At 61.1% G+C, this 23,500-nt stretch carries 27 protein-coding genes; 16 read left to right on the top strand and 11 right to left on the bottom strand.

Going from position 1 to position 23,500, the window contains the following annotated elements:
• The first annotated feature begins 116 nt into the window (after positions 1-116).
• The 5 genes from HU722_RS08560 to HU722_RS08580 all read left to right on the top strand — a co-directional run bounded on the left by HU722_RS08560 (position 117) and on the right by HU722_RS08580 (position 4,772).
• Entirely contained in the window at positions 117-1,487 is a 1,371-nt protein-coding gene (locus HU722_RS08560) for a glutamine synthetase family protein (RefSeq protein WP_186754384.1), read from the top strand.
• Between the two features lie 102 nt (positions 1,488-1,589).
• Positions 1,590-2,186, top strand: coding sequence for a class I SAM-dependent methyltransferase (locus HU722_RS08565; protein ID WP_065882137.1), 597 nt, complete (start codon positions 1,590-1,592; stop codon positions 2,184-2,186).
• Between the two features lie 122 nt (positions 2,187-2,308).
• Positions 2,309-3,442 (top strand): ribonuclease D, encoded by a 1,134-nt coding sequence (gene rnd / locus HU722_RS08570; RefSeq protein WP_186754386.1) that lies wholly within the window; start codon positions 2,309-2,311, stop codon positions 3,440-3,442.
• On the top strand, positions 3,439-3,732 hold the full coding sequence (locus HU722_RS08575; RefSeq protein WP_003189597.1) for a YcgL domain-containing protein: 294 nt from the start codon (positions 3,439-3,441) through the stop codon (positions 3,730-3,732). Before rnd ends, HU722_RS08575 begins: the two co-directional genes overlap by 4 nt.
• Positions 3,733-3,839: 107 nt before the next feature.
• On the top strand, positions 3,840-4,772 hold the full coding sequence (locus tag HU722_RS08580) for a D-2-hydroxyacid dehydrogenase (protein ID WP_065874807.1): 933 nt from the start codon (positions 3,840-3,842) through the stop codon (positions 4,770-4,772).
• A gap of 32 nt (positions 4,773-4,804) precedes the next feature.
• Here the strand turns inward: HU722_RS08580 and HU722_RS08585 are convergent, their stop codons facing one another.
• A complete protein-coding gene (locus HU722_RS08585; RefSeq protein WP_065882139.1) occupies positions 4,805-5,389 on the bottom strand; it encodes a nitroreductase family protein in 585 nt (194 codons plus the stop codon).
• A gap of 154 nt (positions 5,390-5,543) precedes the next feature.
• On the opposite strand from HU722_RS08585, the gene HU722_RS08590 reads away from it, so the two are divergent.
• Positions 5,544-5,993, top strand: coding sequence for a YcgN family cysteine cluster protein (locus HU722_RS08590; RefSeq protein WP_065874809.1), 450 nt, complete (start codon positions 5,544-5,546; stop codon positions 5,991-5,993).
• A 12-nt stretch (positions 5,994-6,005) separates the two neighbouring features.
• A complete protein-coding gene (locus HU722_RS08595) occupies positions 6,006-7,223 on the top strand; it encodes a hypothetical protein (protein WP_065874810.1) in 1,218 nt (405 codons plus the stop codon).
• A gap of 120 nt (positions 7,224-7,343) precedes the next feature.
• Here the strand turns inward: HU722_RS08595 and HU722_RS08600 are convergent, their stop codons facing one another.
• From HU722_RS08600 to HU722_RS08610, 3 genes are all read right to left on the bottom strand, one after another.
• Positions 7,344-7,685 (bottom strand): YgaP family membrane protein, encoded by a 342-nt coding sequence (locus HU722_RS08600; RefSeq protein WP_065882142.1) that lies wholly within the window; start codon positions 7,683-7,685, stop codon positions 7,344-7,346.
• 68 nt (positions 7,686-7,753) lie between these two features.
• Positions 7,754-8,221, bottom strand: a complete 468-nt coding sequence (locus tag HU722_RS08605) for an RNA methyltransferase (RefSeq protein WP_003189607.1) — start codon at positions 8,219-8,221, stop codon at positions 7,754-7,756.
• 169 nt (positions 8,222-8,390) lie between these two features.
• Complete coding sequence (locus tag HU722_RS08610; protein WP_003210675.1) at positions 8,391-8,765, bottom strand: YajD family HNH nuclease; 375 nt, start codon at positions 8,763-8,765, stop codon at positions 8,391-8,393.
• Positions 8,766-8,863: 98 nt separating this feature from the next.
• Between HU722_RS08610 and HU722_RS08615 the strand changes: the two genes are divergently transcribed.
• A complete protein-coding gene (locus HU722_RS08615) occupies positions 8,864-9,784 on the top strand; it encodes a ParB/Srx family N-terminal domain-containing protein (RefSeq protein ID WP_065882143.1) in 921 nt (306 codons plus the stop codon).
• Positions 9,785-9,829: 45 nt separating this feature from the next.
• On the opposite strand, the gene HU722_RS08620 is transcribed toward HU722_RS08615, so the two are convergent.
• Positions 9,830-10,516 carry a spermidine synthase gene (locus HU722_RS08620; RefSeq protein ID WP_065882144.1) on the bottom strand — a complete coding sequence of 229 codons (687 nt, stop codon included), beginning with the start codon at positions 10,514-10,516 and terminating at the stop codon, positions 9,830-9,832.
• A gap of 78 nt (positions 10,517-10,594) precedes the next feature.
• Between HU722_RS08620 and HU722_RS08625 the strand changes: the two genes are divergently transcribed.
• A complete protein-coding gene (locus HU722_RS08625; protein ID WP_065874814.1) occupies positions 10,595-10,873 on the top strand; it encodes a hypothetical protein in 279 nt (92 codons plus the stop codon).
• Here the strand turns inward: HU722_RS08625 and HU722_RS08630 are convergent.
• Positions 10,870-11,343, bottom strand: coding sequence for a cyclic nucleotide-binding domain-containing protein (locus HU722_RS08630; RefSeq protein WP_049709454.1), 474 nt, complete (start codon positions 11,341-11,343; stop codon positions 10,870-10,872). The genes HU722_RS08625 and HU722_RS08630 overlap by 4 nt on opposite strands.
• Positions 11,344-11,413: 70 nt before the next feature.
• On the bottom strand, positions 11,414-13,456 hold the full coding sequence (locus HU722_RS08635; RefSeq protein WP_186754388.1) for a S9 family peptidase: 2,043 nt from the start codon (positions 13,454-13,456) through the stop codon (positions 11,414-11,416).
• A 24-nt stretch (positions 13,457-13,480) separates the two neighbouring features.
• Between HU722_RS08635 and HU722_RS08640 the strand changes: the two genes are divergently transcribed.
• The 3 genes from HU722_RS08640 to HU722_RS08650 are packed head-to-tail and all read left to right on the top strand — an operon-like array spanning position 13,481 to position 15,369.
• Positions 13,481-14,017, top strand: coding sequence for an MFS transporter (locus HU722_RS08640; protein WP_065874816.1), 537 nt, complete (start codon positions 13,481-13,483; stop codon positions 14,015-14,017).
• 21 nt (positions 14,018-14,038) lie between these two features.
• Positions 14,039-14,815 carry a class II glutamine amidotransferase gene (locus tag HU722_RS08645; protein WP_065874817.1) on the top strand — a complete coding sequence of 259 codons (777 nt, stop codon included), beginning with the start codon at positions 14,039-14,041 and terminating at the stop codon, positions 14,813-14,815.
• An 11-nt stretch (positions 14,816-14,826) separates the two neighbouring features.
• A complete protein-coding gene (locus HU722_RS08650; RefSeq protein WP_049709451.1) occupies positions 14,827-15,369 on the top strand; it encodes a DUF2937 family protein in 543 nt (180 codons plus the stop codon).
• 206 nt (positions 15,370-15,575) lie between these two features.
• On the opposite strand, the gene HU722_RS08655 is transcribed toward HU722_RS08650, so the two are convergent.
• Positions 15,576-16,496 carry a LysR family transcriptional regulator gene (locus tag HU722_RS08655; RefSeq protein WP_065874818.1) on the bottom strand — a complete coding sequence of 307 codons (921 nt, stop codon included), beginning with the start codon at positions 16,494-16,496 and terminating at the stop codon, positions 15,576-15,578.
• A gap of 175 nt (positions 16,497-16,671) precedes the next feature.
• Between HU722_RS08655 and HU722_RS08660 the strand changes: the two genes are divergently transcribed.
• The 3 genes from HU722_RS08660 to HU722_RS08670 are packed head-to-tail and all read left to right on the top strand — an operon-like array spanning position 16,672 to position 19,024.
• On the top strand, positions 16,672-17,412 hold the full coding sequence (locus HU722_RS08660; RefSeq protein WP_065874819.1) for a 5-oxoprolinase subunit PxpA: 741 nt from the start codon (positions 16,672-16,674) through the stop codon (positions 17,410-17,412).
• On the top strand, positions 17,409-18,113 hold the full coding sequence (locus HU722_RS08665) for a 5-oxoprolinase subunit B family protein (RefSeq protein WP_186754389.1): 705 nt from the start codon (positions 17,409-17,411) through the stop codon (positions 18,111-18,113). Before HU722_RS08660 ends, HU722_RS08665 begins: the two co-directional genes overlap by 4 nt.
• Complete coding sequence (locus HU722_RS08670; protein WP_065910453.1) at positions 18,110-19,024, top strand: 5-oxoprolinase subunit C family protein; 915 nt, start codon at positions 18,110-18,112, stop codon at positions 19,022-19,024. The genes HU722_RS08665 and HU722_RS08670 overlap by 4 nt, the downstream gene beginning before the upstream one ends.
• 106 nt (positions 19,025-19,130) lie before the next feature.
• Here the strand turns inward: HU722_RS08670 and HU722_RS08675 are convergent, their stop codons facing one another.
• The 3 genes from HU722_RS08675 to HU722_RS08685 form a co-directional block, all read right to left on the bottom strand.
• Positions 19,131-20,309, bottom strand: a complete 1,179-nt coding sequence (locus HU722_RS08675) for a vWA domain-containing protein (RefSeq protein WP_049709446.1) — start codon at positions 20,307-20,309, stop codon at positions 19,131-19,133.
• The gene (locus HU722_RS08680; RefSeq protein WP_003210690.1) at positions 20,309-21,154 is read right to left on the bottom strand and encodes an AAA family ATPase; all 846 of its coding nucleotides are present in this window, start codon (positions 21,152-21,154) and stop codon (positions 20,309-20,311) included. Before HU722_RS08680 ends, HU722_RS08675 begins: the two co-directional genes overlap by 1 nt.
• A 99-nt stretch (positions 21,155-21,253) precedes the next feature.
• On the bottom strand, positions 21,254-22,330 hold the full coding sequence (locus HU722_RS08685; RefSeq protein ID WP_049709445.1) for a DUF748 domain-containing protein: 1,077 nt from the start codon (positions 22,328-22,330) through the stop codon (positions 21,254-21,256).
• A gap of 125 nt (positions 22,331-22,455) precedes the next feature.
• On the opposite strand from HU722_RS08685, the gene cysK reads away from it, so the two are divergent.
• Positions 22,456-23,430, top strand: coding sequence for a cysteine synthase A (cysK, locus tag HU722_RS08690; protein WP_065874822.1), 975 nt, complete (start codon positions 22,456-22,458; stop codon positions 23,428-23,430).
• The last annotated feature ends 70 nt before the right edge of the window (positions 23,431-23,500 follow it).

The raw sequence follows: 23,500 nt of genomic DNA on the forward strand, positions 1-23,500 counted from the left end.
GGGCCCTGTTCCACTGCCGTCACGCACGCCCACCAGATACTTCATTCCTACGTTGATCCATCCCTTGGATGGCGTGCACCTGCGCGTCTGCTTTACACATACGTATGAGAATGCCCATGAGTGTTTTTGCCTGCCTGAACGAAGCCCAGTCTTACCTCGAACACAACCCGGACATCGAACTGTTCGAGCTGTTTATCCTCGACAACAATGGGGTGCCACGCGGCAAGTTGCTGCACCGCGATGAACTGCTGGCGGTGTACGAGAGTGGCCGGCCCTTGCCCAGCACTATCCTGGGCCTGACCATCAATGGCGACGACGTGGAAAACTCCGGGCTGGTATGGGAGGTGGGCGATATCGACTGCCGCGCCTACCCGATCAGCGGCAGTTTGCAGCGCATGCCGTGGCGGCTGATCCCGACGGCGGCGGTGCAGGTCAGCATGCACCCCACCGAAGGTCTGCCCGCCACCGTGGCTGATCCCCGGCATTTGCTGGCCAAAGTGATCGACGGGCTCAAGGCCGATGGTTATTACCCCGTGATGGCGGCGGAGTTGGAGTTTTACCTGCTCGACCAGAAACCCGACAGCCATGGCCGGCCACAACCGGCGCGGGATGTGGATGGCGGGCGCCCGCGTTCGACCCAGGTCTACGGCCTGCGCGAGCTGGAACAGATCGAGCCGTTCCTCGCCGACCTCTACAGCGCCTGCAAGCTGCAAGGCATCCCGGCGCGCACGGCGATTTCCGAATACGCCCCCGGCCAAGTGGAAATCACCCTGGAACACCGTACCGACGCCCTGCAAGCCATGGATGAAGCGGTGCGCTATAAACGCCTGGTGAAGGGCGTGGCGCACAAACACGGGATGACCGCCTGCTTTATGGCCAAGCCGTTCGATGACTTGGCCGGCACCGGCATGCACATGCACGTGAGCCTGGCGGACGCCGAGGGCAACAACCTGTTCGCCAGCGAAGCCACTGACGGCACGCCGCTGCTGCGCCAAGCGGTGGGTGGCATGCTCAGCACCTTGCTCGATTCGCTGTTGCTGTTCTGCCCCAATGCCAACTCTTACCGTCGCTTCCAAACCAACAGCTACGCGCCACTGGCCGCCACCTGGGGCGTGGACAACCGCACCGTCAGCCTGCGCGTGCCCGGCGGGCCGGCCAACTCCCGGCATATCGAGCACCGCATCTGCGGCGCCGACGCCAACCCCTACTTGGCGGCTGCCGCCATCCTGGCCGGCATCCACCGTGGCATCCGTGAACAGCGCGACCCCGGCGCTCCGGTTGAAGGCAATGGTTATGCCCAGGCCAAGGAACTGCTGCCGACCGACTGGCTTACCACGCTGCGCGCACTGGAAGGTTCACGCTGGGCGCGGGAGGCATTTGGCAGTGAATTCCTCGGTGTGTACCTGGCGGTAAAACGCGCTGAGTATCGCCAGTTCATGGGCGAGGTAGGGGAGCAGGATTGGCGCTGGTATTTGCATCAGGCGTGAGCCGGTGACAGGGCAGTGGTGGCTTCGACCTTTTTTTCACGTTCTGCTGTTTAAGCTGCCAATCAAGGTCGTTCACTACCGTTCTACTGACATGAGCCCGCGATGCCGTCACCACCATCCTCCATCGAGATCGAATACGCCGAGCGCTGTGACCGTGAGCACGCTCGGGTCTGCGGCGATACGCGCCCGCCGGGACTGCGGCGGCGCCTGGCGTCGTGGCGCGACGAGTGGCTGGTGCGCCAGGCGTTGAAAGTCGCCGGTGAACCGGGGCTGGTGCTCGATCTGGCCTGCGGTTCCGGGCGTTTCTGGCCAGTGTTGGCCGAACACGTCAACCGAGTGATCCTGGCATCGGACAATTCCCAGGACATGCTCGACCACGCACGCAGTCACCACCCGGCGTCCTTGCTCAAGCGAGTCAAGACGTTTCAGGGCTCGGCTTTTTCCATCGGTTTGTCGGCGAATGCAGTGGATTGCATTTTCTGCCTGGAGTTGTTTCGCCATGTCCCCAGCAGCGAAGGGCGCTTGGCGTTATTGCGCGAGTTTCACCGGGTCAGCCGCGACACCGTGATCGTTTCTGTCAATTCTCGTACCGCCGTAGAGGACGAGTTTCGGCAGGCCGGCTTCAAGGTCCTGAATCATCAGGAATTCATGCCAGGCTCAAGCCTGTGGCGGGTCTACGTACTGCGTAAGAGAGGATAAGTCCCGCCTGTCGGACTATTCTTCAAGTCTTGTCTGAGTTTTCATGGTCGCCTCTGCACTGCGGATGCTCGCAAGTCCCTTTCGCGATATATACTGCGCGCCATTCTTCAAGGGAGAGCCGTGTGGCCATCGATATTCACTGGATCTGCGACAACGATAGCCTCGGCCAGCATTGCGCCGAATGGCAGCAGTTGCCATTCGTCGCCCTCGACACCGAATTCATGCGGGTCGACACCTTTTATCCCATTGCCGGGCTGATCCAGATCGGTGATGGCGTGCGCGCTTACCTGATCGACCCCCTGACCATCGACAACTGGCAACCGTTGGCCGCCCTGCTGGAAAACCCGGCGGTGATCAAGGTGGTGCATGCTTGCAGCGAAGACCTGGAAGTGTTGCTGCGCCTGACCGGCAGCCTGCCGGTGCCGTTGTTCGATACCCAATTGGCTGCCGCTTATCTGAATCTTGGCTTCTCCATGGGCTATTCGCGCCTGGTGCAAGCCGTGCTGGATATCGAACTGCCCAAGGGCGAGACCCGTTCGGACTGGCTGCAGCGGCCGTTGTCCGAGACGCAGATCAGCTACGCCGCCGAAGACGCGCTGCACTTGGCCGAGGTGTACATCCGCCTGCGTCCGCAGCTGTCCGACGATAAATACGCCTGGGTGTTGGACGATGGTGCCGAATTGGTCGCCAACCTGCGCCGCGAAGTCGACCCGTACGAGGTGTACCGCGACGCCAAGCTGGCGTGGAAACTCTCACGTGCCCAACTCGCCGTGCTGCGTGAGCTGTGTGCCTGGCGCGAGCAGCAAGCCCGCGCCCGTGACCTGCCGCGCAACCGCGTCATCCGCGAACACTCGTTGTGGCCCCTGGCCAAATCCCAGCCGGATAACCTCGCCGCCCTGGGCAAGATCGAAGACATGCACCCGCGCACCGTACGTCAGGACGGCCAGTTCCTGCTCGACCTGATCAAACGTGCCGGCAGCGTGCCGATGGACCAATGGCCACCCGCCGTTGCCGAGCCTTTGCCGGTGGATGCCGCTGCGTTGATCAAGCAACTGCGCGCCTTGGGCCAAACGTTCGCCGAGCGCCTGGACATGGCACCGGAACTGATGCTGCGCAAGAAAACTCTTGAGGCCTTGGTCAAAAGTGGCTACCCCAATGGGCCTTATAAATTGCCAGACTCGCTGCGTGGCTGGCGCCGCGAGTTGATGGGCCAGGCGCTGCTCGACAGCCTGGCCACTGCCGGAGAACAGCCTTGAAACGTATTTGCTCCATCTATCGCAGCAAGAAAAAAGACGGGATGTACCTCTACGTGCTGAAAAGTGATGCCTTGGAGCGCGTGCCTGAACCGTTGATGGAAGCCTTCGGCAAGGCGCATCACGCGTTTGACATGGTGCTGACGCCGGAGCGCAAACTGTCCCGTGAGGACATCGCCGTGGTCCTGGAAAACCTCGACAAGCAGGGTTACCACCTGCAAATGCCGCCAGCCGAGGACGAGTACATCGAACACTTGCCCGAAGAGCTGTTGCGCCGTAACGACCCGATGTGATCGGTGAGTGCCCTGTTCAGGGCACAGTCTTCAATGGAATCGTATAAGTGGGCGGTGGCCGTAAGGATGCGGGCGGCCGTCCGTATTGTTTTTGAAAGGTTTGAACCATGCGTGTTCTGATTGCTGAACAGGATCACCCGCTCTACGCCCGATTGCTGGGTGACCTGGCCCCGGACCTTGAGGTGCTGACCAGCGGCGACTCCGCCGAACTGTCGCGCCTGGCCGCCGATTGCCCGGTATGGCTGGGCCAGCCCGACCTGCTGGCGACGTTGTTGCGCCAGGGCCATCACCCGCAATGGCTGCAGTCGACCTGGGCCGGCATTACGCCGCTGCTGGCTGAAGGCTTGCCGCGCGACTACCGCCTGACCCGCGCGGTCGGCATCTTTGGCCAGGTCATGGCTGAATTTATCCTCACCTATATGCTCGGCCACGAGCGCGAAGTGTTGGCGCGCCTGGTCAGCCAGGTCGAGCGCAAGTGGGACAACCGCTTGGGCCAGAGCCTGGCGGGGCGCAAGGCGTTGATCGTCGGCACCGGCGATATCGGCCAGAGCGTTGCCGGGTTCCTCGTGCCGTTTGGCGTGAAGCTGTATGGCATCGCAAGCGAAGCGCGTGAGCAGGCACCGTTTCTCGAAGTGGCTGGGCTCGACCAACTGGGCCGGCTGGTGGGGGAGGTGGACTACGTGATCAACCTGCTGCCCAACACGCCGAACACCCATGATGTGTACGACGCAGCGCTGTTCAAGCAATTCAAGCCGACGGGGTTGTTTATCAACGTCGGGCGCGGTGTGGCGGTGGTGGATGCTGACTTGGTCGAGGCCTTGAAGGAAGGGCATTTGGCGGGCGCAGTCATCGATGTCTGCCGTCAGGAGCCGCTGCCGCAGCGTCATCCGTTCTGGACCGCCTGGGGGTTGTTGTTGACGGGTCACAGCTCGGCGCCGACTTCGCCGCAATTGATGGTGGAGTTGTTCCTACAGAACCTGCGCGCGTACCAGGCCAAGGAAGCGCTGCGCGGCGAAGTGGATTTCGACCGCGGTTACTGACACAACGCTCCCACAGGGGATCTCGGCCAGGTTTAGAGGCTGAAATCACCTTCCGACACCAGCTCGCTCAACGGCCGGCGCGGGCTTGGCACTTCACGGCCTTGCAGGTATTCCGGCAAGGTCGACTTGTCACCCAGCTTGCCAATCGCCACGGCGGCATGCAGCGCATAACCGTCTGGAATCTTCAGCTCTTTGCGGGTCAGCTCCTGATCGAAGCCGGCCATGCCGTGGGTGTGCCAGCCGCTGAGGCTGGCTTGCAACGCCAGGTGGCCCCAGGCCGAACCCGTGTCGAAGGTGTGCCACAGCGCCGGGGTTTCTTCGGTGGCGCCCGGGGCGGTGAATTCGGTTTTCGACGCGATGATCACCAGGGCCGACGCGTGTTGCGCCCAGCCACGGTTGAATTCATTCAGCAAACCCAGGAAACGCTCCCAGTCCGGCGTGTCGCGGCGCGCGTAAAGAAAACGCCATGGCTGTGAGTTGTAGGCGGACGGCGCCCAGCGTGCGGCTTCAAAGAAACTCAGCAGGGTTTCCTGGGAGATGGTTTCGCCGGTGAAGGCGCGGGGTGACCAGCGGTCGGTGAACTGGTTATGGATCGGATAGTCGGCAACACGTGTCATGGAGCAGTTCCTGATCGTCAATTCGGCGTTCAAAGTTACTGCGCGCCCACTAGACTGACAAGTGGTGTTACACCGCCAGTCGTAAGCGCTTGGCCCCAGGGGCCGTGGGCACTAGACTGGCGGCCTTTTCACCTACCGATACTGATGTAGAGCCATGGCCGCCAAAGTCGAACCTTTCTGGATACGCAAAACCCTTGAACACCTCGACCAGGAGGAGTGGGAGTCGTTGTGCGACGGCTGTGGCCTGTGCTGCCTGCAGAAGCTCGAGGACGAAGACGACAACAGCGTCTATTACACGCGTATCGCCTGTAAACTGCTGGACCTGAACACCTGCCAGTGCACCGACTACCCCAACCGCCGTGCGTCGGTGCCGGACTGCATCCAGCTCACCCCCGGCCAGGCGGATCAGTTCAAATGGCTGCCGCCGACCTGCGGCTATCGTCTGGTCAGCGAACGCAAGGACCTGCCACTGTGGCACCACTTGGTCTGCGGCGACCGTGATGCTGTGCACCAAGAACGCATTTCCCAGTCCGGGCGCATGCTCAGCGAAGGCAGCGTGCCCGAGGACGACTGGGAGGATTACCTGATTTTCCGTGCGGGCTAAAAAGGAGTGTGTATGAAGGGGGGGCGGCTGGGGGTGAGCCTGGTACTGCTGGCACTGAGCATGCCAGCGTGGAGCGCGAAGAAAATCGACTTGGATTATCACGTCAAACTCCTGCCCCAGAGCGATCAGGCCGAGGTGCGCGTAAACCTGTCACAGGGCTCGGCGGTGCGCAGCCTGAACTTTGACCTCGGCCACGACGGTGACTACAGCGACTTCAAGGCCGATGGCCAGTGGAGCATCACTGAGCACCGTGGCCTGTGGCAACCCAGCGCCAACAAGGCCAGCCTGACCTACCGCGTGCGCCTCACCCACGCGCGCAAGCCCGGCATCTATGAAGCGCGCATGACGCCGAGCTGGGCGCTGTTTCGCGGCGAAGACCTAGTGCCCCCGGCGCGGCTCGACCAGCAAGACGGTGTCGAGTTGGTCTCCCGGCTGGTGTTCGAACTGCCGGCAGGCTGGAAAAGCGTCGAGACCGTATGGCCGCGTATCGGCAAGAACAAATTCCGCATTGATAACGTCTCCCGCCTGTTCGACCGGCCCACCGGCTGGATGCTCGCCGGTACCCTCGGCAGCCGTCGCGTACGCCTGGGCGAGACGGAAGTCACCGTGGCCTCGCCCAAGGGCCAGGCCATGCGGCGCATGGATGTGCTGACGTTGCTGACTTTTGTCTGGCCGCAGGTGGAAGCAGCGTTCCCGCGTCATCCGGCCAAGCTGCTGGTGGTGGGCGCCAGTGACCCGATGCGCCGTGGTGCGTTTGCGGCACGCGACTCGATCTACCTCAATAGCCGCACGCCGCTGGTCGGCGAAAACGGCAGCAGCGCGTTGATCCGTGAAGTGGTGCAGGCGATTGGGCGCTTCAACGATCACGACACCAGTGACTGGGTCAGCGAGGGTTTGGGCGAGTATTACGCAATTGAACTGCTGCGCCGAGCCGGAGGCATTACTGATGAGCGGTATGAGGCCATCCAGGCGCGCCTGGCGAAGGAAGGCAAGGACGTGACCAGCCTGCGCGGCGAGCACGCCAGCGGCGCGACGGTGGCACGGGCGGTGGTAGTGTTGCAGGAGTTGGATCGCGAGATTCGGGTGAAGACCCACAACAAACGGTCGCTGGATGACCTGGCTCAGGCGGTGATGCGGGCAGACAGCATCACCACGGCGGAGTTTGTAAAGCTGGCTGAGAGCATTATTGGCGAGCCCTCAGTGGTGCTCGACAGCAAATTATTGCGTTGACGCAAATCATTGTGGGAGCTGGCTTGCCTGCGATAGCGGTCTATCAGCTACTGAACCAGCAACCTGACACACTGCTATCGCGGGCAAGCCCGCTCCCACATTTAACCGAGTTCGGCTGGACTACTTGGTTGCTTTTTCAGCCGCCACTTCCGCCTTGGTCTTCAAGTTCTGCAACTCTTCCCCGGCCCGCTCGATCTTCGCACGTACCGTGTTCATTTCCTGGCGGCCCTGTGCAAGTTTGTCCTTGAGCGAACTGTGCCCGGTGAACCCACGCGCCAGCGCCACACCGCCGATCGCCACTTGGATCAAGCCGAAAATCCCGCCACGGCGCAGGCCTTTGCCCACCATCATCACGCCACCCGCCACTGAGCCGATGCGTTCCCAACCGTGCACGTTTTGCTGCGGCTGCGTTTCAAACGGGGTGTGTTCGATGATAGGGCGCAAGGTTTTGCTGTCGCTCATGATCTGTCTCCAACGTTGGCTAGTGATATGTAGCTGACTGCTGGCACTTGCCGGATGTTCCGAAAAAATCAGTACTTGGGGCCCGAACGGGTGTTGTTGCCCTTGGCCAGTCGATCGTAGAGCACCACGTTGACGGTGGCGGCGAGGTTCATGCAGCCGGTGGTCGGGATGTAGACCACGTCTTCGCACCAGTCGCGGATCTCTTTGTCGAGGGAGCCGTCTTCAGGTCCGAAGATGTACAACGCGCGGTCGGGGTGGGTGTATTCAGGCAACGGGCGAGCGCCTTCCACCAGCTCCACGGCGACGGGGATGCAGCCCAGGGGCAGGATCTTTTTCAGGTCATCAATGCCGATCAGCGGAATGTCATGGTGGACTTTCTTGGTGTCGGTAATGAAATCCCGGGCGCGCTCGTAGCGCACGCCGGTGTAGAACACCGAGGCCACGCCGTAGCAGCCGGCGGCACGCATGACCGAGCCGACGTTTTCGGGGGATTTGGGGTTATACAGACCGATGCAGCTGTAGCGTTTATTGCCCACGGGGAAGGGTGCCTTGGAGGAAAACGGCGATTATACGGCCTGGAAGTGATGCATTGCTTGGGCGATCGCCTTCGCGAGCAAGCCCGCTCCCACATTTTGATTTGTGAACACCTTCAAAATGTGGGAGCGGGCTTGCTCGCGAAGAGGCCAGACCAGGCAAAGAAGATCTTCAGTCGTCTTTCTTCATAAGGCCAGCCAACGCCGCAAACGGGTTATGCGTCGCCTTGGCAATCGTCGGGCTGCTGGTGGAGCCTTCGCCGAAGTACTGCTGGTCGGTGTAGCGCGAGTGTTCGTTGTCGTGGCAATACAGGCAGAGCAACTCCCAGTTGGAACCGTCCTGGGGATTGTCATCATGATTGTGGTTGCGGTGGTGTACGGTCAGCTCACTCAGGCGTTTGCCGGCGAACTCACGGGCGCAGCGGCCGCACACGTGGGGGTACATCTTCAAGGCTTTGTCGCGATAGCCCATTTCCCGGTCGCGCTGGGCATCGGCGAGGATACGATCCAGCTTGGCGGTGTGGGAGGGCGGGTTGGTCGAGCTCATCATGGCTCCTGGCTATTGGGTGGTTCACGGATAAGGTTGATTCTAGCCGCTTGCGTTGTAAATGACCGCTTCACTTTATCGATAAGGAGCTGAACATCATGCGTCTGCAATCATGGACTGTTGCGTTGTTGCTGTGTGGGGTGGTTGCCCAGGCCCAAGCGTTCTCCACGCCAAAGCCCGGCCAAGTGATCGAGGTTGCACTCGAACAATTGCACCCGACCCAGGCCGTGGTGGGCTTCGACCAGATCTATTACAGCCTTGGGCTGTTCGCCGACAAACCCGCCAAGGCCTTCGATGAGTACTGCGAAACCAACGGCCAAGGCGAAGCTGACAAAGTGCCCAAGGACGCAGACCTGCACAAACCCTCCAGTTTCACCTGCAAGGACCCGGTGGGCACTCATCCCGAGGTCATGAAAACCGTGGTGGTCGGCCCCGCTGGCCAGCTGTACCTGACCGACGGTCACCACAGCTTCACCACTTTATGGGAAGTGCCCGGCGGTGGCCCTCGGTTGAAGATGTGGGTCAAGGTGACCGACGACTTTAGCAACAGCCCGACTTTGACGAGCTTCTGGCAGCGTATGGAGTCAGCGCGCAAAGTCTGGCTCAAGGACAACAGGGGCCAGACGCTGCCGCCCGAGCAGTTGCCCGCGCACCTGGGCTTCAAAAACCTGCAGGACGACACCTTCCGCAGCCTGGTGTATTTCACCCGCAAGGCGGCCTATGGCAAGCCGGAGGCTGGGGAGATCGCGCCGGAGTTCCTGGAGTTTTACTGGGGCAACTGGTTACGTACGCAGATTGACTTGAGTGCCTTCAATCTGAACAAGAAGGGCGGCTACAAGGACGCCATTGAGGCCGTTGCTAAGCGGATGGTCAGCCTGGCGCCGGGGTCGCAGGTCGGGGATAGCGGTTTTACCGCCCATCAGCTGGGTGGCATGCCGAAACTGGATCGGGATGAGCTGGAAAAAACCGTCGACAAAAAAGTGCCGTACGTGATCGATTACCGCAATTCCCAAAACTGACGCCGATCAAAAATGTGGGATCTTTGGTGTCCTGACAATCGCGGCTCAACTCTTGAGCTTCTCCGCAATCCAGATGGTGTGCCGCGTGCCCTTGTTGCCATGGGCAAACACCTGCACTTCCTCGGCCTTGAAACCGGCCTTGCGCAGTTTGTCGCTGAACAGCTTGTCAGCGCTGGCCGACCATACGGCCAGCACGCCTTTGGGGCGCAGGGCCTTGGCGCAGGCGGCCAGGCCACCGGCGGAGTACAGCCAGCTGTTGGCTTTTTGCGTGAGGCCTTCGGGGCCGTTGTCGACGTCCAGCATGATCGCGTCAAAGCCCTGGGGCTCGGCTTGCAGCACCTTGGCCACATCTTCCATACGGATCACTGTGCGCGGGTCCAGTAGCGGGCGGCCGGATTTTTCTCCCAGCGGCCCACGGTTCCATTCCACGACGCCCGGCACCAACTCTGCAACCACCACTTCGGCGGTCTTGCCCAGGTGCTTCAGGGCTGAAGCCAGGGTAAACCCCATGCCCAACCCGCCGATCAACACCCGCGAATCCGGGCGCCCGGCGACCTTGCGGCAGGGAATTTCCGCCAGGGCATCTTCGGAACCGTGCATACGTGTGTTCATCAACTGGCCGCCGTCACCGCCCTGGATCTTGATGACAAAATCTTCACCGTATTCGAACAGGCACAAGGCACCGCCGTTGTCGGGGATCGGGGTGGTGTCGAGCAGAACGAAACGTTTCATGGAAATCTCATTGGGAAGGGCATTCTTGCGCGGTTGGGAGTAGCCTTGTGACATTCCGGTCAGGCCATGGAGCCATCGATGAAGTGCAGCATTCTAACGGTCATTGTGTTGAGCGCGCTCGCATCCGGTACAGCGCAGGCTCAAGAGTTGCAAACCGTACCGATCGCGCCGGCCCCTACGCCAGGTGCGCCGGGCACCCCGACGCCGACGCTGTACCCGCAAGTCACCCCGCCGGCCGTGCCCAAGACCAACGGCTCGCCGCCCTTGGCGCCTATCGTGCTGCCGACGCCGCCGAAGGACCAGACGGTGCCTGGCCTGCAGCAAAACGACAGCAAACCGAAGACGCCCGGCGGTTAAAACTGCTGCGATAACAATTGCCCATCGGCCATGCGCAGGCGCTTGGACAGGGCGATGGCAATCGCGCGGATGATCTTGGCGGCAACCCTGGGGGTTTCGTTGAGCATCTTTTCCAGGGCGTCCTTGCCCAGGTTGAGCAGCACGCAGTCACTGGCCGCCACGCAACTGGCGGAGCGCCGCTCGCCATCAAGCACCGCCATTTCACCAAAGGCCCGGCCACTGCGCAGGGTCGCGATGGTCAGGCGTTGGCCGTCGCTGTTGGTTTTTTGCACCGCCACCTGGCCGCTGTGGATGATGCACATGAAAGTGCCGGCGTCGCCCTCTAGGAAAATCGCTTCGTCACGGGCAATGCTGCTGATATTGAAGTAGCCGGCGGCGACATGAAAATCTTCCGGCAATAGCGGGTCGAACAGGCCGCAGTCCATGAGCATGTCGCGGATTTCGTCGTTGAGAAGCGTGGGTAGTGTCATGGCTGCAGTATTGATCCATCAATCATGTAGGGCGGTCCTGTGTTCAGACAGAACCGCCGCCCTAAGTTCCTTAAACCAGCCCCAGTGCCTTGAACACAAAGCCATATTCGAGTGCTACGTCACGTAATCCCTGGTAACGACCGCTCATGCCACCATGGCCGGCGCCCAATTCGGTCTTGAGCAGCAACAGGTTGTCGTCCGTCTTGGTGTCGCGCAGCTTGGCCACCCACTTGGCCGCTTCCCAATACTGCACGCGACTGTCGTTGTAGCCGGCGATCACCAGCATGGCCGGGTAGGCTTGGGCGCTGACGTTTTCGTACGGCGCATAGGCCTTGATGCGCGCATACACCTCGGGCTCTTGCGGGTTGCCCCACTCGTCGTACTCGGTGATGGTCAACGGCAATTCCGGGTCGAGCATGGTGTTAAGCACGTCGACGAAAGGCACTTCGGCAATCGCCGCCTGGAACAGCGCCGGACGCTGGTTAAGCACGGCGCCGATCAACAGGCCGCCGGCACTGCCGCCGCTGATTGCCAGTTGTTTGGAGGTGGTCACGCCCTTGGCGATCAAGTGTTCGGCGCAGGCGATAAAGTCGCTGAAGGTGTTCTGCTTGTGCTCCTGCTTGCCATTGCGGTACCAGGCCTCGCCCAGCTCACCGCCGCCGCGCACATGCGCAATGGCGAAGGCCACGCCACGGTCGAGCAGGCTCAGGCGTGCGTGGGAAAACCACGGGTCGAGGCTCGAACCGTAGGCGCCATAGCCGTACAGGTACAGCGGCACCGGCTTGCCCAACTGGTCGCGCTTGACCACCAGGCTGATCGGCACCTGTGTGCCGTCCGCCGAAGTCGCCCACAGGCGCTGGCTGACGTAATCGTCGGCATTGAACACGCCAAGCACCGGGGTTTCCTTGAGCACCTGCTGTGCGCCGTTAGCCAGTTCCAGCTGGCGAACCTGGGCCGGGCGGTTAAGCGCCTCATAGCGCAGGCTTATCTTATCGCTGACAAATTCCAGGCTGTTTTGAACGTAGAGGCTGTAGGCGGCGTCGGGCAATTCCACTCGATAAGCTGGCACGCCTTGCGGGTGAACTTCGATCACGGGCAGCCCACCTATGCGCAGGCTCAGGGTCATGGCGCGGGCATTCAGGCTCACGCCGTCGAGCATGACGTCATCGCTGTGGGGGATCAGGTTTTGCCACTCTGCCTCGGTCGGGACGTCGCCAATGTCGGTCGCCACGAACAATGCGTAGTTGATGCCATCACGGTTGCTGCGGATAAACCAGGTCCACGCGCCATTCAACTGACCGTGGTCGACATCGTATTCATGGTCTTCGACCCGTGGCGCCAGGCAGGTAAAGTCCAGTTGCGGCTGGTCGGCGTCCAGCGCCCAGATTTCGCTGGTGGTCTTGCTGCCCAGCGCCAGCAGCAACTGGCGCTCGGAGCTGGAACGGTAGCAATGCAGGAAGAAACGCCCGTCCGGCTCATGGAACACTTCCTGCGCCGCCGTGCCATCCAGGCGATAGCGGTAGAGCTTGTGCGGACGGTGGGTGTCGTCCAATTCGCCGAAGAACAGGGTCAGGCTGTCATTGGCCCAGGTCATGCTGCCGTCGCAGTCCTGGAACTCCAGTTCACTGACCTTGCCACTGGCCAATTCCTTCACGTACAGGGTGTAGACCTCTTCACCGCTGGTATCGAGACTGTAGGCCAGGCGCTGGTGGTCGGGGCTGATGCTGAACGCGCCAAGGGAGAAGAAGCCGCCATTGGCCAGTACGTTCGGGTCGAGCAGCAATTCTTCGCTGCTGTCATCCACTTGGTTGCTGTCGTCGTCCGGGCGGCGGCAGCGGTAGTGGCGGGCGTATTCGTCACCGGCGGTGGTGCGGGTGTAGTACAGATACGGTCCCCAGGGCGAGGGCAGCGACAGGTCAGTCTCAAGAATGCGCCCCTTGATCTCCTCGAACAGGCTCTCGCGCAGCGCCTGCTGGTCGGCGAGCTGGGCTTCCTGCCAGGCGTTTTCGGCCTTGAGGTAATCGAGCACCTCAGCGCTGTCACGCGTTTGCAGCCAGGCGTACGGATCTGGGCCTTGGGCCTTGCGGGCAATCGGGGGTGTCGACATAGGCATGGATTATTCTCTATCTGGCAGACGGTGGCAGGCATTGCAGCCGCGACACGCAAAAGCCGTTATCATAGCCGCCTGTTTGCCAACCTTGCCATGGACACCATGACCGAGAACGACTATCTGACCGCTTGGGGCCTTTACGCCTTCGCTGCCTTGGGCTGCCTGTTGGTGTGGTGGCGCATGACCCGCTGGATCTGGCGCTGGCTGCGCGAGCCGTTGCAACTGCTGATGGCGGTGCTGCTGTTCAGCCCGACCATCGTCGATCCGGTCAAGACCCAGTTCGCGCCGGCCGTGGCCATTACCGCCCTGGACCTGGTGCTCAAGGTCGGCAACAACGCCTGGCGGGCCATTTCCGATTTGTTCATGTACACCATGATCGCCTTTGGCGTGTACCTCGTGATCGTATTGATCCGCTGGCCCATCGAGCGCGCCGCCAACGCCCGCCGTGAGCGCAAGGCCGCCGCCGATGCGGCACTGGCCGCTGAACCTGAAAGCGGTGACGATGACGTGCCTTTCCGCCGTCCTGCGCCTGTGAGCGGTATGCGGGTCGAACCGCGCCTTTAACGTTGTAGCGAGAGCCCTGGCATGTGTGAATTATTGGGCATGAGTGCCAACGTCCCCACCGACATCGTGTTCAGCTTTACCGGGCTGATGCAGCGCGGTGGGCGCACCGGCCCGCACCGCGACGGTTGGGGCATTGCGTTTTATGAAGGGCGTGGCCTGCGCTTGTTCCAGGACCCGGCCGCGAGCAGTGAGTCGGAAGTCGCGTTGCTGGTGCAGCGTTACCCGATCAAAAGTGAAGTGGTGATTGGCCATATTCGCCAGGCCAACGTCGGCAAGGTCAGCCTGGCCAATACCCATCCGTTCGTGCGCGAACTGTGGGGGCGCAACTGGTGCTTCGCGCATAACGGCCAGCTGGCAGACTTCAATCCCCGCGCCACGTTCTACCGCCCGGTGGGCGATACCGACAGCGAAGCGGCGTTCTGCGATTTGCTCAATCGCGTGCGCGAAGCCTTTCCTGAGCCGGTGGAGATTGAGAAAGTCTTGCCGGACCTGATTGCCGCCTGTTCCGAGTACCGCAGCAAAGGTGTGTTCAACTGCCTGCTCAGCGATGGCGACTGGCTGTTTTGCTACTGCTCGACCAAATTGGCGCAGATTACCCGCCGCGCACCTTTTGGGCCGGCGCGCTTGAAAGATGTCGACGTGATCGTCGATTTTCAGGCCGAAACCACACCCAATGATGTCGTCACCGTGATCGCCACCGAGCCTTTGACCGACAACGAAAACTGGACCCGTTACGAACCGGGCCAATGGAGCCTGTGGCGACGCGGTGAATGCGTCAGCCAGGGCATCACCGAGTAAGGATATCGACCATGTTGCTCAGTTATCTGCGGTTGGTGCTGTTTGCCATCGGCCTGTTGGTCGGCGTGCAAGTGCCCGGGTTTATCAACGACTACGCCAAGCGCGTCGAGGCTCACCTGATCGAGGCCCAGACGGGCCTGAGCGGGTTCGAAACCACCGCGCGGCAGTTCTTCAACGGTGACTTGCAGGCGTTGGTGGCGCATTACCGCGCCAGCGATGATCCTGTGTTCCAGAGCGACGCCAACAGCCTGGGCGCCATGCTTGACCGCCAAGTGGCGTTGGATAAGCAGTTCCAGGCGATGCAAGGGCCTTGGTACATCCGCGCCCTGCAAGTGGCGGTGGCGGCGGACCCGGATATTCGCCAGGAAACCTGGAATGGCTACAGCTACCAGATCCTGCTGACTCCCGAAGCCATGGGCTGGGGGTTGGGCGGGGCGATGCTGTTGTCGTTTGGCATCGAATGCCTGTTCCGCCTGATCGACTGGGTGGTGTTGGGCGGCAAGCGCCTGCGCCAGAGCCGGCCGATTGAAGAGCGTGACCTCAAAGGCCTCTAAAGACCGACGCGGTCAAATGTGGGAGCTGGCCGCAGAGGTATAGCGAGTCTCTGCGTAGCAGCTGTCGAGCTTGGCGAGGCTGCGTCAGCGGTGTATCAGACAGACCGCAAACGCAGCCTCGCCAAGGCTCGACAGCTGCTACGCGATATCACATTTAGAATGTGTAGATACCGATGGCTATCGCAGGCAAGCCAGCTCCCACAGTTTTAATCGAGTTGAGCCAGCACCATCCGCTCCTCGCCGACTACCCCGGCATAGCGGGCAACGACTTTCTGACACAACCCCACAATCTCCTCCACCAACTCCACCCCCACGCGCCACGACACCACCACCTGCAAGTTCGGCAAGCGCTGCGCCATCGGCAACATCACCAATTCCCCGCGCGCCAGCTCTTCGCTGACCAGCACCGGCGGCAACGCGCCAATCCCAAAGCCATCGCGCAGCAAGCGGGTAATCGCCGACACCGAGTTCACGCAGTTCATCCGCGGCGCGGCCACGCCGTTGGCCTGCATCAGGCTGATGACGTCCTGGTGCGGGTGGGAATTTTTCGAGTAGGTGATGATGCGCTCCTGGGCCAGTTCGGCGAGGGAGGCGTAATCCCGGTTGTAGATCGACTGGCTGGCGACGATCCAGGCCATGGGGTGGCTGGCAAGCTCCAGGCTGCGTACGGTTTCGAGGCGCAGCAGGTCGGTTTGCAGGATCAGGTCGAGAAAGCCTTTTTGCAGCTGATCGCTGAGGTTCAGCGCGGTATCGGCGACCAATTCGATTTCTACCAATGGGAAATGGTCCATCAGTTCCGCCACCAGCGGGCTGAGCCACGTGTGGATCACCGTGTCCATGGCGCCGATGCGGATGCGCCCGACCTTGCTGCTGGTGGTCTCCAGGGATTGCTTCAACCCCTGCATCGTCACCATCATCTGCTCGGCATAATCGAGTACCTTCAAGCCTTCCGGGGTCAGGCTCACGCCGCGAGAGTCGCGCAGAAACAACTTCACCCCCAGCTCGCTTTCCAGCACGGCAATGCGGCTTGAGATCGAGGCCTGGGTGGTGAACAACTTCTCGGCGGTCAGGCGGAAGCTCTTGAGCTTGGCCACCCAGACGAAGGTTTCGAGGAACTTCAAATTCATGGGATCAACTTTTTCTTATGCATGGATCGGTTTTTATTAGTTGGACGCCGCACCGGGCCAGCGCCAAAAATCGAGCTATTCCACGATAAGCGCCGTTGGGGTGTCAGGACAAGTTGCGAGTTCTGCGTAAAAAATCCCACACTACAAAAAAACAAAGCCTACAGGAGCACCTACCGTGAGCCGCTTGCTACTGAATTGCGATATTGGCGAAAGCTTCGGCAACTGGACCATGGGTCTGGACGCCGAGGTCATGCCGTTCATTGATTGCGCCAACGTGGCGTGCGGCTTTCATGCCGGCGACCCGAGCATCATGCGCAAAACCGTCAGCCTGGCGCTCAAGCACGGCGTGCAAATCGGCGCGCACCCGGCCTACCAGGACCTGCAAGGCTTCGGCCGTCGCTCCATGGCTTACACGCCGCAGGAAATCCAGGACCTGTTGCATTATCAGATCGGCGCCCTTGAAGGTATCTGCCGGGCGCAAGGCGGGCGGGTCAGCTACGTCAAACCCCACGGCGCGATGTACAACGACATGATGGCCAACCCTGTGCAGTTGCGCGCCGTGATCCAGGCCGTCGCCGCTTATGGCGAGCTGCCGCTGATGCTGCTGGCCACTCGCGACAACAGCGTGGCCCAGGCGTTGGGTAACGAATATGGGGTGACCCTGTGGTTCGAAGCCTTCGCCGACCGGGCCTACGACAACAATGGCCATCTGGTGTCCCGCCAGTTGCCCGGCGCGGTGCACCACGATTCCGAGACCATCGTGCAGCAGGCCCTGACCATTTCCCGTGGCGAAGCACTCACCGCCAGCGACGGCAGCCCGCTGGTCTTACAGGCCAATACCCTGTGCGTGCACGGCGACAACGCCAGTTCGGTCGCGGCGGTACAGCGCATCCGCGAGGCGTTGAAACCAGCATGAAGCCACGGATTGAAGTGGTGGCCATTGACGGCCTGATGGTGCGTCTGTTCGATGTGATCGCCGAAGCCAATATGCCGTGGATGCTCGCGGCTACGCAGCGCCTGCGCAGCGCTTTTGGCGCGGCACTGGTGGACCTGGTGCCGTCCTACACCACCTTGATGGTGCATTACGACCTCTGCGCATTGAGCCCAGCCCAGGCACGGGAGCTGATCACTCACGCCCTCACCGACCTGCAAACGCAAGCCCAGGGCGGCGGCCAGCGCCACGTGCTGCCGGTGTGGTACGACCTGAGCGTCGGCCCGGAATTGACCTTGCTCAGCCAGCGCAGCGGGCTGGCCATCGACGACGTGATCCGCCGCCACAGTGCCCACGAATATCAGGTGTTCGCCCTTGGCTTCGCGCCTGGCTTTGCCTTTATGGGGCTGGTGGATGAAATCCTCGCCACGCCACGCCTCAGCACCCCGCGCAAGCGCGTGGCAGCCGGCAGCGTGGGCATCGCCGAACGGCAAACTGCCGCCTACCCGGTGGTATCCCCGGGCGGCTGGAACCTGATCGGCCGCACCCCGGCCAAGCTGTTCGACCGCGATCGCGACGGCTACAGCCTGATGCAGCCGGGCGACACCGTACGTTTTGAACCGGTCGATCACGCCCAATTCATCAAATTAGGTGGCGATGACACGCCGTTGGAGGCGCAGGCATGAGTCGCTTGATCATCGAGGCCAGCACGCCGCTGTGCCTGCTGCAGGACGCCGGTCGCTTTGGCGTGCGCCACTTGGGCGTGACCCAGGGCGGCGCGCTGGATTGGGTGTCGATGTCCTGGGCCAACTGGCTGCTGGGCAACGCACTGGACGCGCCAGTGGTGGAAATCACCCTCGGCGGCCTTACCGTGCAAGCCGAGGATTATTGCCTGCTGGCTCTGGCCGGTGCGGACCTGGGCGCGTATGTCGACGAGCGCGCTATCAGCCCCGGCCGCAGTTTTATCCTGCAAAAGGGCCAGCGTTTGCGCTTCACCCAGCCCTTCAGTGGGGCGCGGGCGTACTTGGCAGCACCGGGCGGGTTTGATGCGCCGGATGTGCTCGGCAGCTGCGCCACCGTTGTGCGCGAGGAATTGGGCGGGGTAGACGGTTTTGGCAAGGCGCTGGCCGAAGGCGGGCGCTTGGCCTATTCCGGTACAGGCGGTGCAATGAAGGTGCTGAGTGCCCCGGAGGGGCCATCCGGTAAACCGCTGGACGTGATTGTCGGCGCGCAGATCGGCCAGTTCAGCGGCCAAAGCCTGTTCGACGCGTTCAACACCGAATGGGCCCTCGACAGTCGTGCTGACCGCATGGGCATGCGCTTGCTGGGCACGCCGTTGCAGTATCAAGGGCCGTCGCTGATTTCCGAGGGGATTCCGCTGGGGGCGATCCAGGTGCCGCCGGATGGGCAGCCGATTGTGTTGCTTAATGATCGGCAGACGATTGGGGGGTATCCGCGCCTGGGGGCGTTGACGCCGCTGTCGCTGGCGCGGCTGGCGCAGTGTTTGCCGGGGGAGAAGGTGAGGTTGGCGCCGGTCGTGCAGGAGACGGCGCATCGGCAGCACATCGACTTTTTGCAGCGTTTTGCAGAGTGCTAACAGCATCGCAGGCAAGCCAGCTCCCACATTTGAATGCATTTCAACGTTGGAATGCATTCTCCTGTGGGAGCTGGCTTGCCTGCGATGGCGTCGGTGAATACGCCGCCTATTTGGAGAGAAACCGCATCCCTTCTTCCAACCCCCGCAGGGTCAACGGATACATCTGATCCTCGACCAACTCCCGCACAATCCCCGTCGACGCCGTATACCCCCAGGTGTCCTTCGGATACGGGTTAATCCAGATCAGCTTCTTGTACTTGGCCATGAAACGCTGCATCCACACATACCCCGGCTCTTCATTCCAGTGCTCAACGCTGCCACCCGCCTGGGTAATCTCATACGGCGCCATCGACGCGTCGCCGATAAAGATCACTTTGTAATCAGCGCCATACTTGTGCAGCAGGTCCTGGGTTGACGTGCGTTCGGACGTGCGGCGCAGGTTGTTCTTCCACACCGATTCGTACACAAAGTTGTGGAAGTAGAAGTACTCCAGGTGTTTGAACTCGGTCTTGCACGCGGAGAACAGCTCTTCGCAGATTTTCACATGGGCATCCATCGAGCCGCCGATATCGAACAGCAGCAACAGCTTGATGGTGTTACGCCGCTCCGGGCGCATCTGGATATTCAACAGCCCGGCATCGCGGGCGGTGTGGTCGATGGTGCCGTCGATGTCCAACTCTTCCGCCGCACCCTGGCGCGCGAATTTGCGCAGGCGGCGCAGGGCGATCTTGATATTGCGCGTGCCCAGTTCGACCTGGTCGTCGAGGTTCTTGTATTCGCGCTGGTCCCAGACTTTCACCGCCTTGCCCTGGCGCTTGCCGGCATCGCCGACACGAATACCCTCGGGGTTGTAGCCGCCGGAACCGAACGGGCTGGTGCCGCCGGTACCAATCCACTTGTTGCCGCCGGCGTGGCGTTCCTTCTGTTCTTCCAGGCGTTTCTTGAATTCTTCGATCAGCTTGTCGAGGCCGCCGAGGGACTGGATTTGCGCGCGCTCTTCATCGCTCAGCGAGCGTTCGAACTCCTTGCGCAACCAGTCTTCGGGGATCAGTGCCTGCAGGTGGTCGTCGAGTTTTTCCAGGCCGTTGAAATACGCACCGAAGGCGCGGTCAAACTTGTCGAAATGCCGCTCGTCCTTCACCAATATCGCCCGGGCCAAGTAGTAAAACTCGTCCATGTCGGCGAAGGTCACGCGCTGTTTCAGCGCGTTGATCAGGTCGAGCAGCTCGCGCACCGACACCGGCACCTTGGCGGCGCGCATCTCGTTGAACAGGTTGAGCAGCATCAGCGATTACCGCGACGGCTCATGAACGCCAGACGCTCCAGCAACTGCACGTCTTGCTCGTTCTTCACCAGCGCACCGGCCAGCGGCGGGATGGCCTTGGTCGGGTCGCGCTCGCGCAGCACGGCTTCGCCGATGTTGTCGGCCATCAGCAGTTTGAGCCAGTCGACCAGTTCGGAGGTGGACGGTTTTTTCTTCAGACCGGGTACTTTGCGCACGTCGAAGAACACGTCCAGCGCTTCGCTGACCAGGTCTTTTTTGATGTCGGGGTAGTGCACATCGACGATTTTTTGCAGGGTGGTGCGGTCGGGGAAGGCAATGTAATGGAAGAAGCAGCGGCGCAGGAACGCGTCCGGCAGCTCTTTTTCGTTGTTGGAGGTAATGATGATGATCGGGCGCTTCTTCGCCTTGATGGTCTCGTCGATTTCGTAGACGTAGAACTCCATCTTGTCGAGTTCTTGCAGCAGGTCGTTGGGGAACTCGATGTCGGCCTTGTCGATTTCATCGATCAGCAGGATTACCCGCTCTTCGGACTCGAAGGCTTCCCAGAGCTTGCCCTTCTTCAAGTAGTTGCGCACGTCGTGCACCTTGTCCACGCCCAGTTGCGAGTCGCGCAGGCGGCTGACCGCGTCGTACTCGTAGAGGCCCTGATGGGCCTTGGTGGTGGACTTGATGTGCCAGGTGATCAGCTTGGCACCGAAGGATTCGGCCAGTTGCTCGGCAAGCATGGTCTTGCCCGTGCCAGGCTCGCCCTTGACCAGCAGCGGCCGCTCCAGGGTGATGGCGGCGTTGACGGCCAGTTTCAGGTCGTCGGTGGCAACGTAGGCCTGGGTGCCTTCGAACTTCATCGGTATTTCCTCGAATTCATCAATGGCCGGACTATACCGCGCAGCCCCGGCGACTGTGAACGCAGACGGGCTATTCAGTCTCTGAATGGTCAGTCAGGCCTAATCCGCTGAGGGCTTGGGCTGTTCATATCGCGCATTGAATGCCTGGATGAATCCATTACGCAAAATCGAGATAAAGGCCGAGAACGCGCTGACATCCTGCTGGTGCACGCTGCCACTGAGCTCGACGCGGGTGGCGAACTGGTTTTTGCTCTGGTTTTTCAGCACCGTCTCACTGGCGCCGACCACGGCTTCCCAGATCGAGCGGAAGATGTTCTTGTCCTTGTTCTCCACGTCCTGCTTCCAGTCGAACACTTCCACGTTGCGCAGCAGCGGTTTGATGTAACCCGTGAGTTGGCCTTTTTCGGCCTGGGCTTCGATCACCACGTCGCCAGTGCCGGCCTTGAAGTCGAACTTGCCGTAGGCCGAGGCGAAGTCATTCATGCGCTTGAGCTGCAGGTCGCGGGCGCGGAAGCGAAACTCGAATTCTTCAAAGTCGCTCAGCGGATCAAACGTCGCCGTGGCCTCCAGTGGCGCCTGGCCTTGCAGCAAGGCCTTGCCTTCGAAGCGTGCGTCGCGCTTGCCTTTGACGTCCACCACGTTGGTGAGGTTGTAGAAACTGGCGTTGACCGAGGTGGCGTTGATGTTCACCGGCGGTTTGGAATTGAAGTTGTGGAACGAAATCTTGCCGTCTTCAATGCGCATTTCATTCAGGGTGATCGGCAGCAGTTTGCTCAACTGTTCCTGCCAGTCGGTGCCTTTACCCGTCTGTGACGCCTGCTTGTTGGCGCCGCCGTCGACGAAGTTGACCTCCGGCTTGACGAAATGCCCCTCGGCGACCACCGCATGGTCGTACCACAACGAGTGCCAGCTCACGGCAAATTCGATCAACGGCGCGTTGACGAACGGTACGGGCACCTTGCCGTCGACCTTGACGATCTTCAGGCCATTGATGCGATAGGCTCCGCGCCACAACGCCAAGTCCACATCGGTGACTTCGCCACGGTAGTCACCCATGTCGGCGAGCTTTTCATTCAAATAGTTGCGCACCAGATAGGGCAGCGCGATGTTCAAGGCAACCAGTACCACCACCAGCCCGGCGACGGTCCATAGCGGCCAACTGTAACGACGTTTCATGGTGCAGATCTCCTGACAGTTAGGAGATTGACTGTTTTGAATGCGCCAACGTTCCTCCGACTGGACGCTTCGAGAGGTGAGGCATACCCTTGGTCCTTTCTGGAAACTGCCAAATAGGACCCGTCATGAGCCGTATCTTTGCAGACAACGCGCACTCCATCGGTAACACGCCCCTGGTTCAGATCAACCGGATCGCACCGCGTGGCGTGACCATTCTGGCCAAGATCGAGGGGCGTAACCCGGGTTACTCGGTGAAATGCCGCATTGGCGCAAACATGATCTGGGACGCTGAAAGCAACGGCAAACTCAAGCCGGGCATGACCATTGTCGAACCCACCTCCGGCAACACCGGCATCGGCCTGGCGTTTGTCGCCGCTGCCCGTGGCTATAAATTGCTGTTGACCATGCCGGCGTCCATGAGTATCGAGCGGCGCAAAGTGCTTAAGGCCTTGGGGGCCGAATTGGTGCTGACCGAACCGGCCAAGGGCATGAAGGGCGCTATCGAAAAGGCTGGCGAAATCGTCGCCAACGATCCGGCCACTTATTTCATGCCGGCTCAATTCGAAAACCCGGCGAACCCGGCGATCCACGAAAAAACCACCGGCCCGGAAATCTGGAATGACACCGATGGCGCCGTGGACGTGCTGGTCGCGGGCGTGGGGACCGGCGGCACCATCACCGGCGTGTCGCGCTATATCAAGAACATTCAGGGCAAGCCGATTCTGTCGGTGGCCGTCGAGCCGATCGTGTCGCCGGTGATCACCCAGGCGCTGGCCGGTGAAGAGATCAAGCCGAGCCCGCACAAGATCCAGGGCATCGGCGCCGGTTTCGTGCCGAAAAACCTCGACCTGTCGATGGTCGACCGCGTGGAACTGGTCACCGACGACGAATCCAAAGCCATGGCCCTGCGCTTGATGCAGGAAGAAGGGATTCTGTGCGGCATCTCCTGCGGCGCCGCGATGGCCGTGGCGGTGCGCCTGGCCGAGAAGCCGGAAATGCAAGGCAAGACGATCGTGGTGATTCTGCCGGACTCCGGTGAGCGTTACCTGTCGAGCATGCTGTTCAGCGATTTGTTTACCGAACAGGAAAACCAGGCTTGATGTGAATCAGCGCAGGTAAGCTAGGCCTTCTGCATACTGGCCCAAATGTTTATCATGGCCGGCTGCTACG

Source organism: Pseudomonas tritici, assembly GCF_014268275.3.
In the GTDB taxonomy this organism is placed as follows: Bacteria; Pseudomonadota; Gammaproteobacteria; order Pseudomonadales; family Pseudomonadaceae; genus Aquipseudomonas; species Aquipseudomonas tritici.

Coding starts and splice junctions, on each gene's coding strand:
- HU722_RS08675 (WP_049709446.1), bottom strand. CDS start 20,309: ATGCTGCTCAACCTGTTCAACGAGATGCGCGCCGCCAAGGTGCCGGTG.
- HU722_RS08565 (WP_065882137.1), top strand. CDS start 1,590: ATGCCGTCACCACCATCCTCCATCGAGATCGAATACGCCGAGCGCTGT.
- HU722_RS08635 (WP_186754388.1), bottom strand. CDS start 13,456: ATGCCTATGTCGACACCCCCGATTGCCCGCAAGGCCCAAGGCCCAGAT.
- HU722_RS08580 (WP_065874807.1), top strand. CDS start 3,840: ATGCGTGTTCTGATTGCTGAACAGGATCACCCGCTCTACGCCCGATTG.
- HU722_RS08655 (WP_065874818.1), bottom strand. CDS start 16,496: ATGAATTTGAAGTTCCTCGAAACCTTCGTCTGGGTGGCCAAGCTCAAG.
- HU722_RS08595 (WP_065874810.1), top strand. CDS start 6,006: ATGAAGGGGGGGCGGCTGGGGGTGAGCCTGGTACTGCTGGCACTGAGC.
- HU722_RS08585 (WP_065882139.1), bottom strand. CDS start 5,389: ATGACACGTGTTGCCGACTATCCGATCCATAACCAGTTCACCGACCGC.
- HU722_RS08615 (WP_065882143.1), top strand. CDS start 8,864: ATGCGTCTGCAATCATGGACTGTTGCGTTGTTGCTGTGTGGGGTGGTT.
- HU722_RS08630 (WP_049709454.1), bottom strand. CDS start 11,343: ATGACACTACCCACGCTTCTCAACGACGAAATCCGCGACATGCTCATG.
- HU722_RS08560 (WP_186754384.1), top strand. CDS start 117: ATGAGTGTTTTTGCCTGCCTGAACGAAGCCCAGTCTTACCTCGAACAC.
- HU722_RS08645 (WP_065874817.1), top strand. CDS start 14,039: ATGTGTGAATTATTGGGCATGAGTGCCAACGTCCCCACCGACATCGTG.
- HU722_RS08680 (WP_003210690.1), bottom strand. CDS start 21,154: ATGAAGTTCGAAGGCACCCAGGCCTACGTTGCCACCGACGACCTGAAA.
- HU722_RS08685 (WP_049709445.1), bottom strand. CDS start 22,330: ATGAAACGTCGTTACAGTTGGCCGCTATGGACCGTCGCCGGGCTGGTG.
- HU722_RS08625 (WP_065874814.1), top strand. CDS start 10,595: ATGAAGTGCAGCATTCTAACGGTCATTGTGTTGAGCGCGCTCGCATCC.
- HU722_RS08650 (WP_049709451.1), top strand. CDS start 14,827: ATGTTGCTCAGTTATCTGCGGTTGGTGCTGTTTGCCATCGGCCTGTTG.
- HU722_RS08610 (WP_003210675.1), bottom strand. CDS start 8,765: ATGAGCTCGACCAACCCGCCCTCCCACACCGCCAAGCTGGATCGTATC.
- HU722_RS08590 (WP_065874809.1), top strand. CDS start 5,544: ATGGCCGCCAAAGTCGAACCTTTCTGGATACGCAAAACCCTTGAACAC.
- HU722_RS08665 (WP_186754389.1), top strand. CDS start 17,409: ATGAAGCCACGGATTGAAGTGGTGGCCATTGACGGCCTGATGGTGCGT.
- HU722_RS08600 (WP_065882142.1), bottom strand. CDS start 7,685: ATGAGCGACAGCAAAACCTTGCGCCCTATCATCGAACACACCCCGTTT.
- HU722_RS08670 (WP_065910453.1), top strand. CDS start 18,110: ATGAGTCGCTTGATCATCGAGGCCAGCACGCCGCTGTGCCTGCTGCAG.
- cysK (WP_065874822.1), top strand. CDS start 22,456: ATGAGCCGTATCTTTGCAGACAACGCGCACTCCATCGGTAACACGCCC.
- HU722_RS08620 (WP_065882144.1), bottom strand. CDS start 10,516: ATGAAACGTTTCGTTCTGCTCGACACCACCCCGATCCCCGACAACGGC.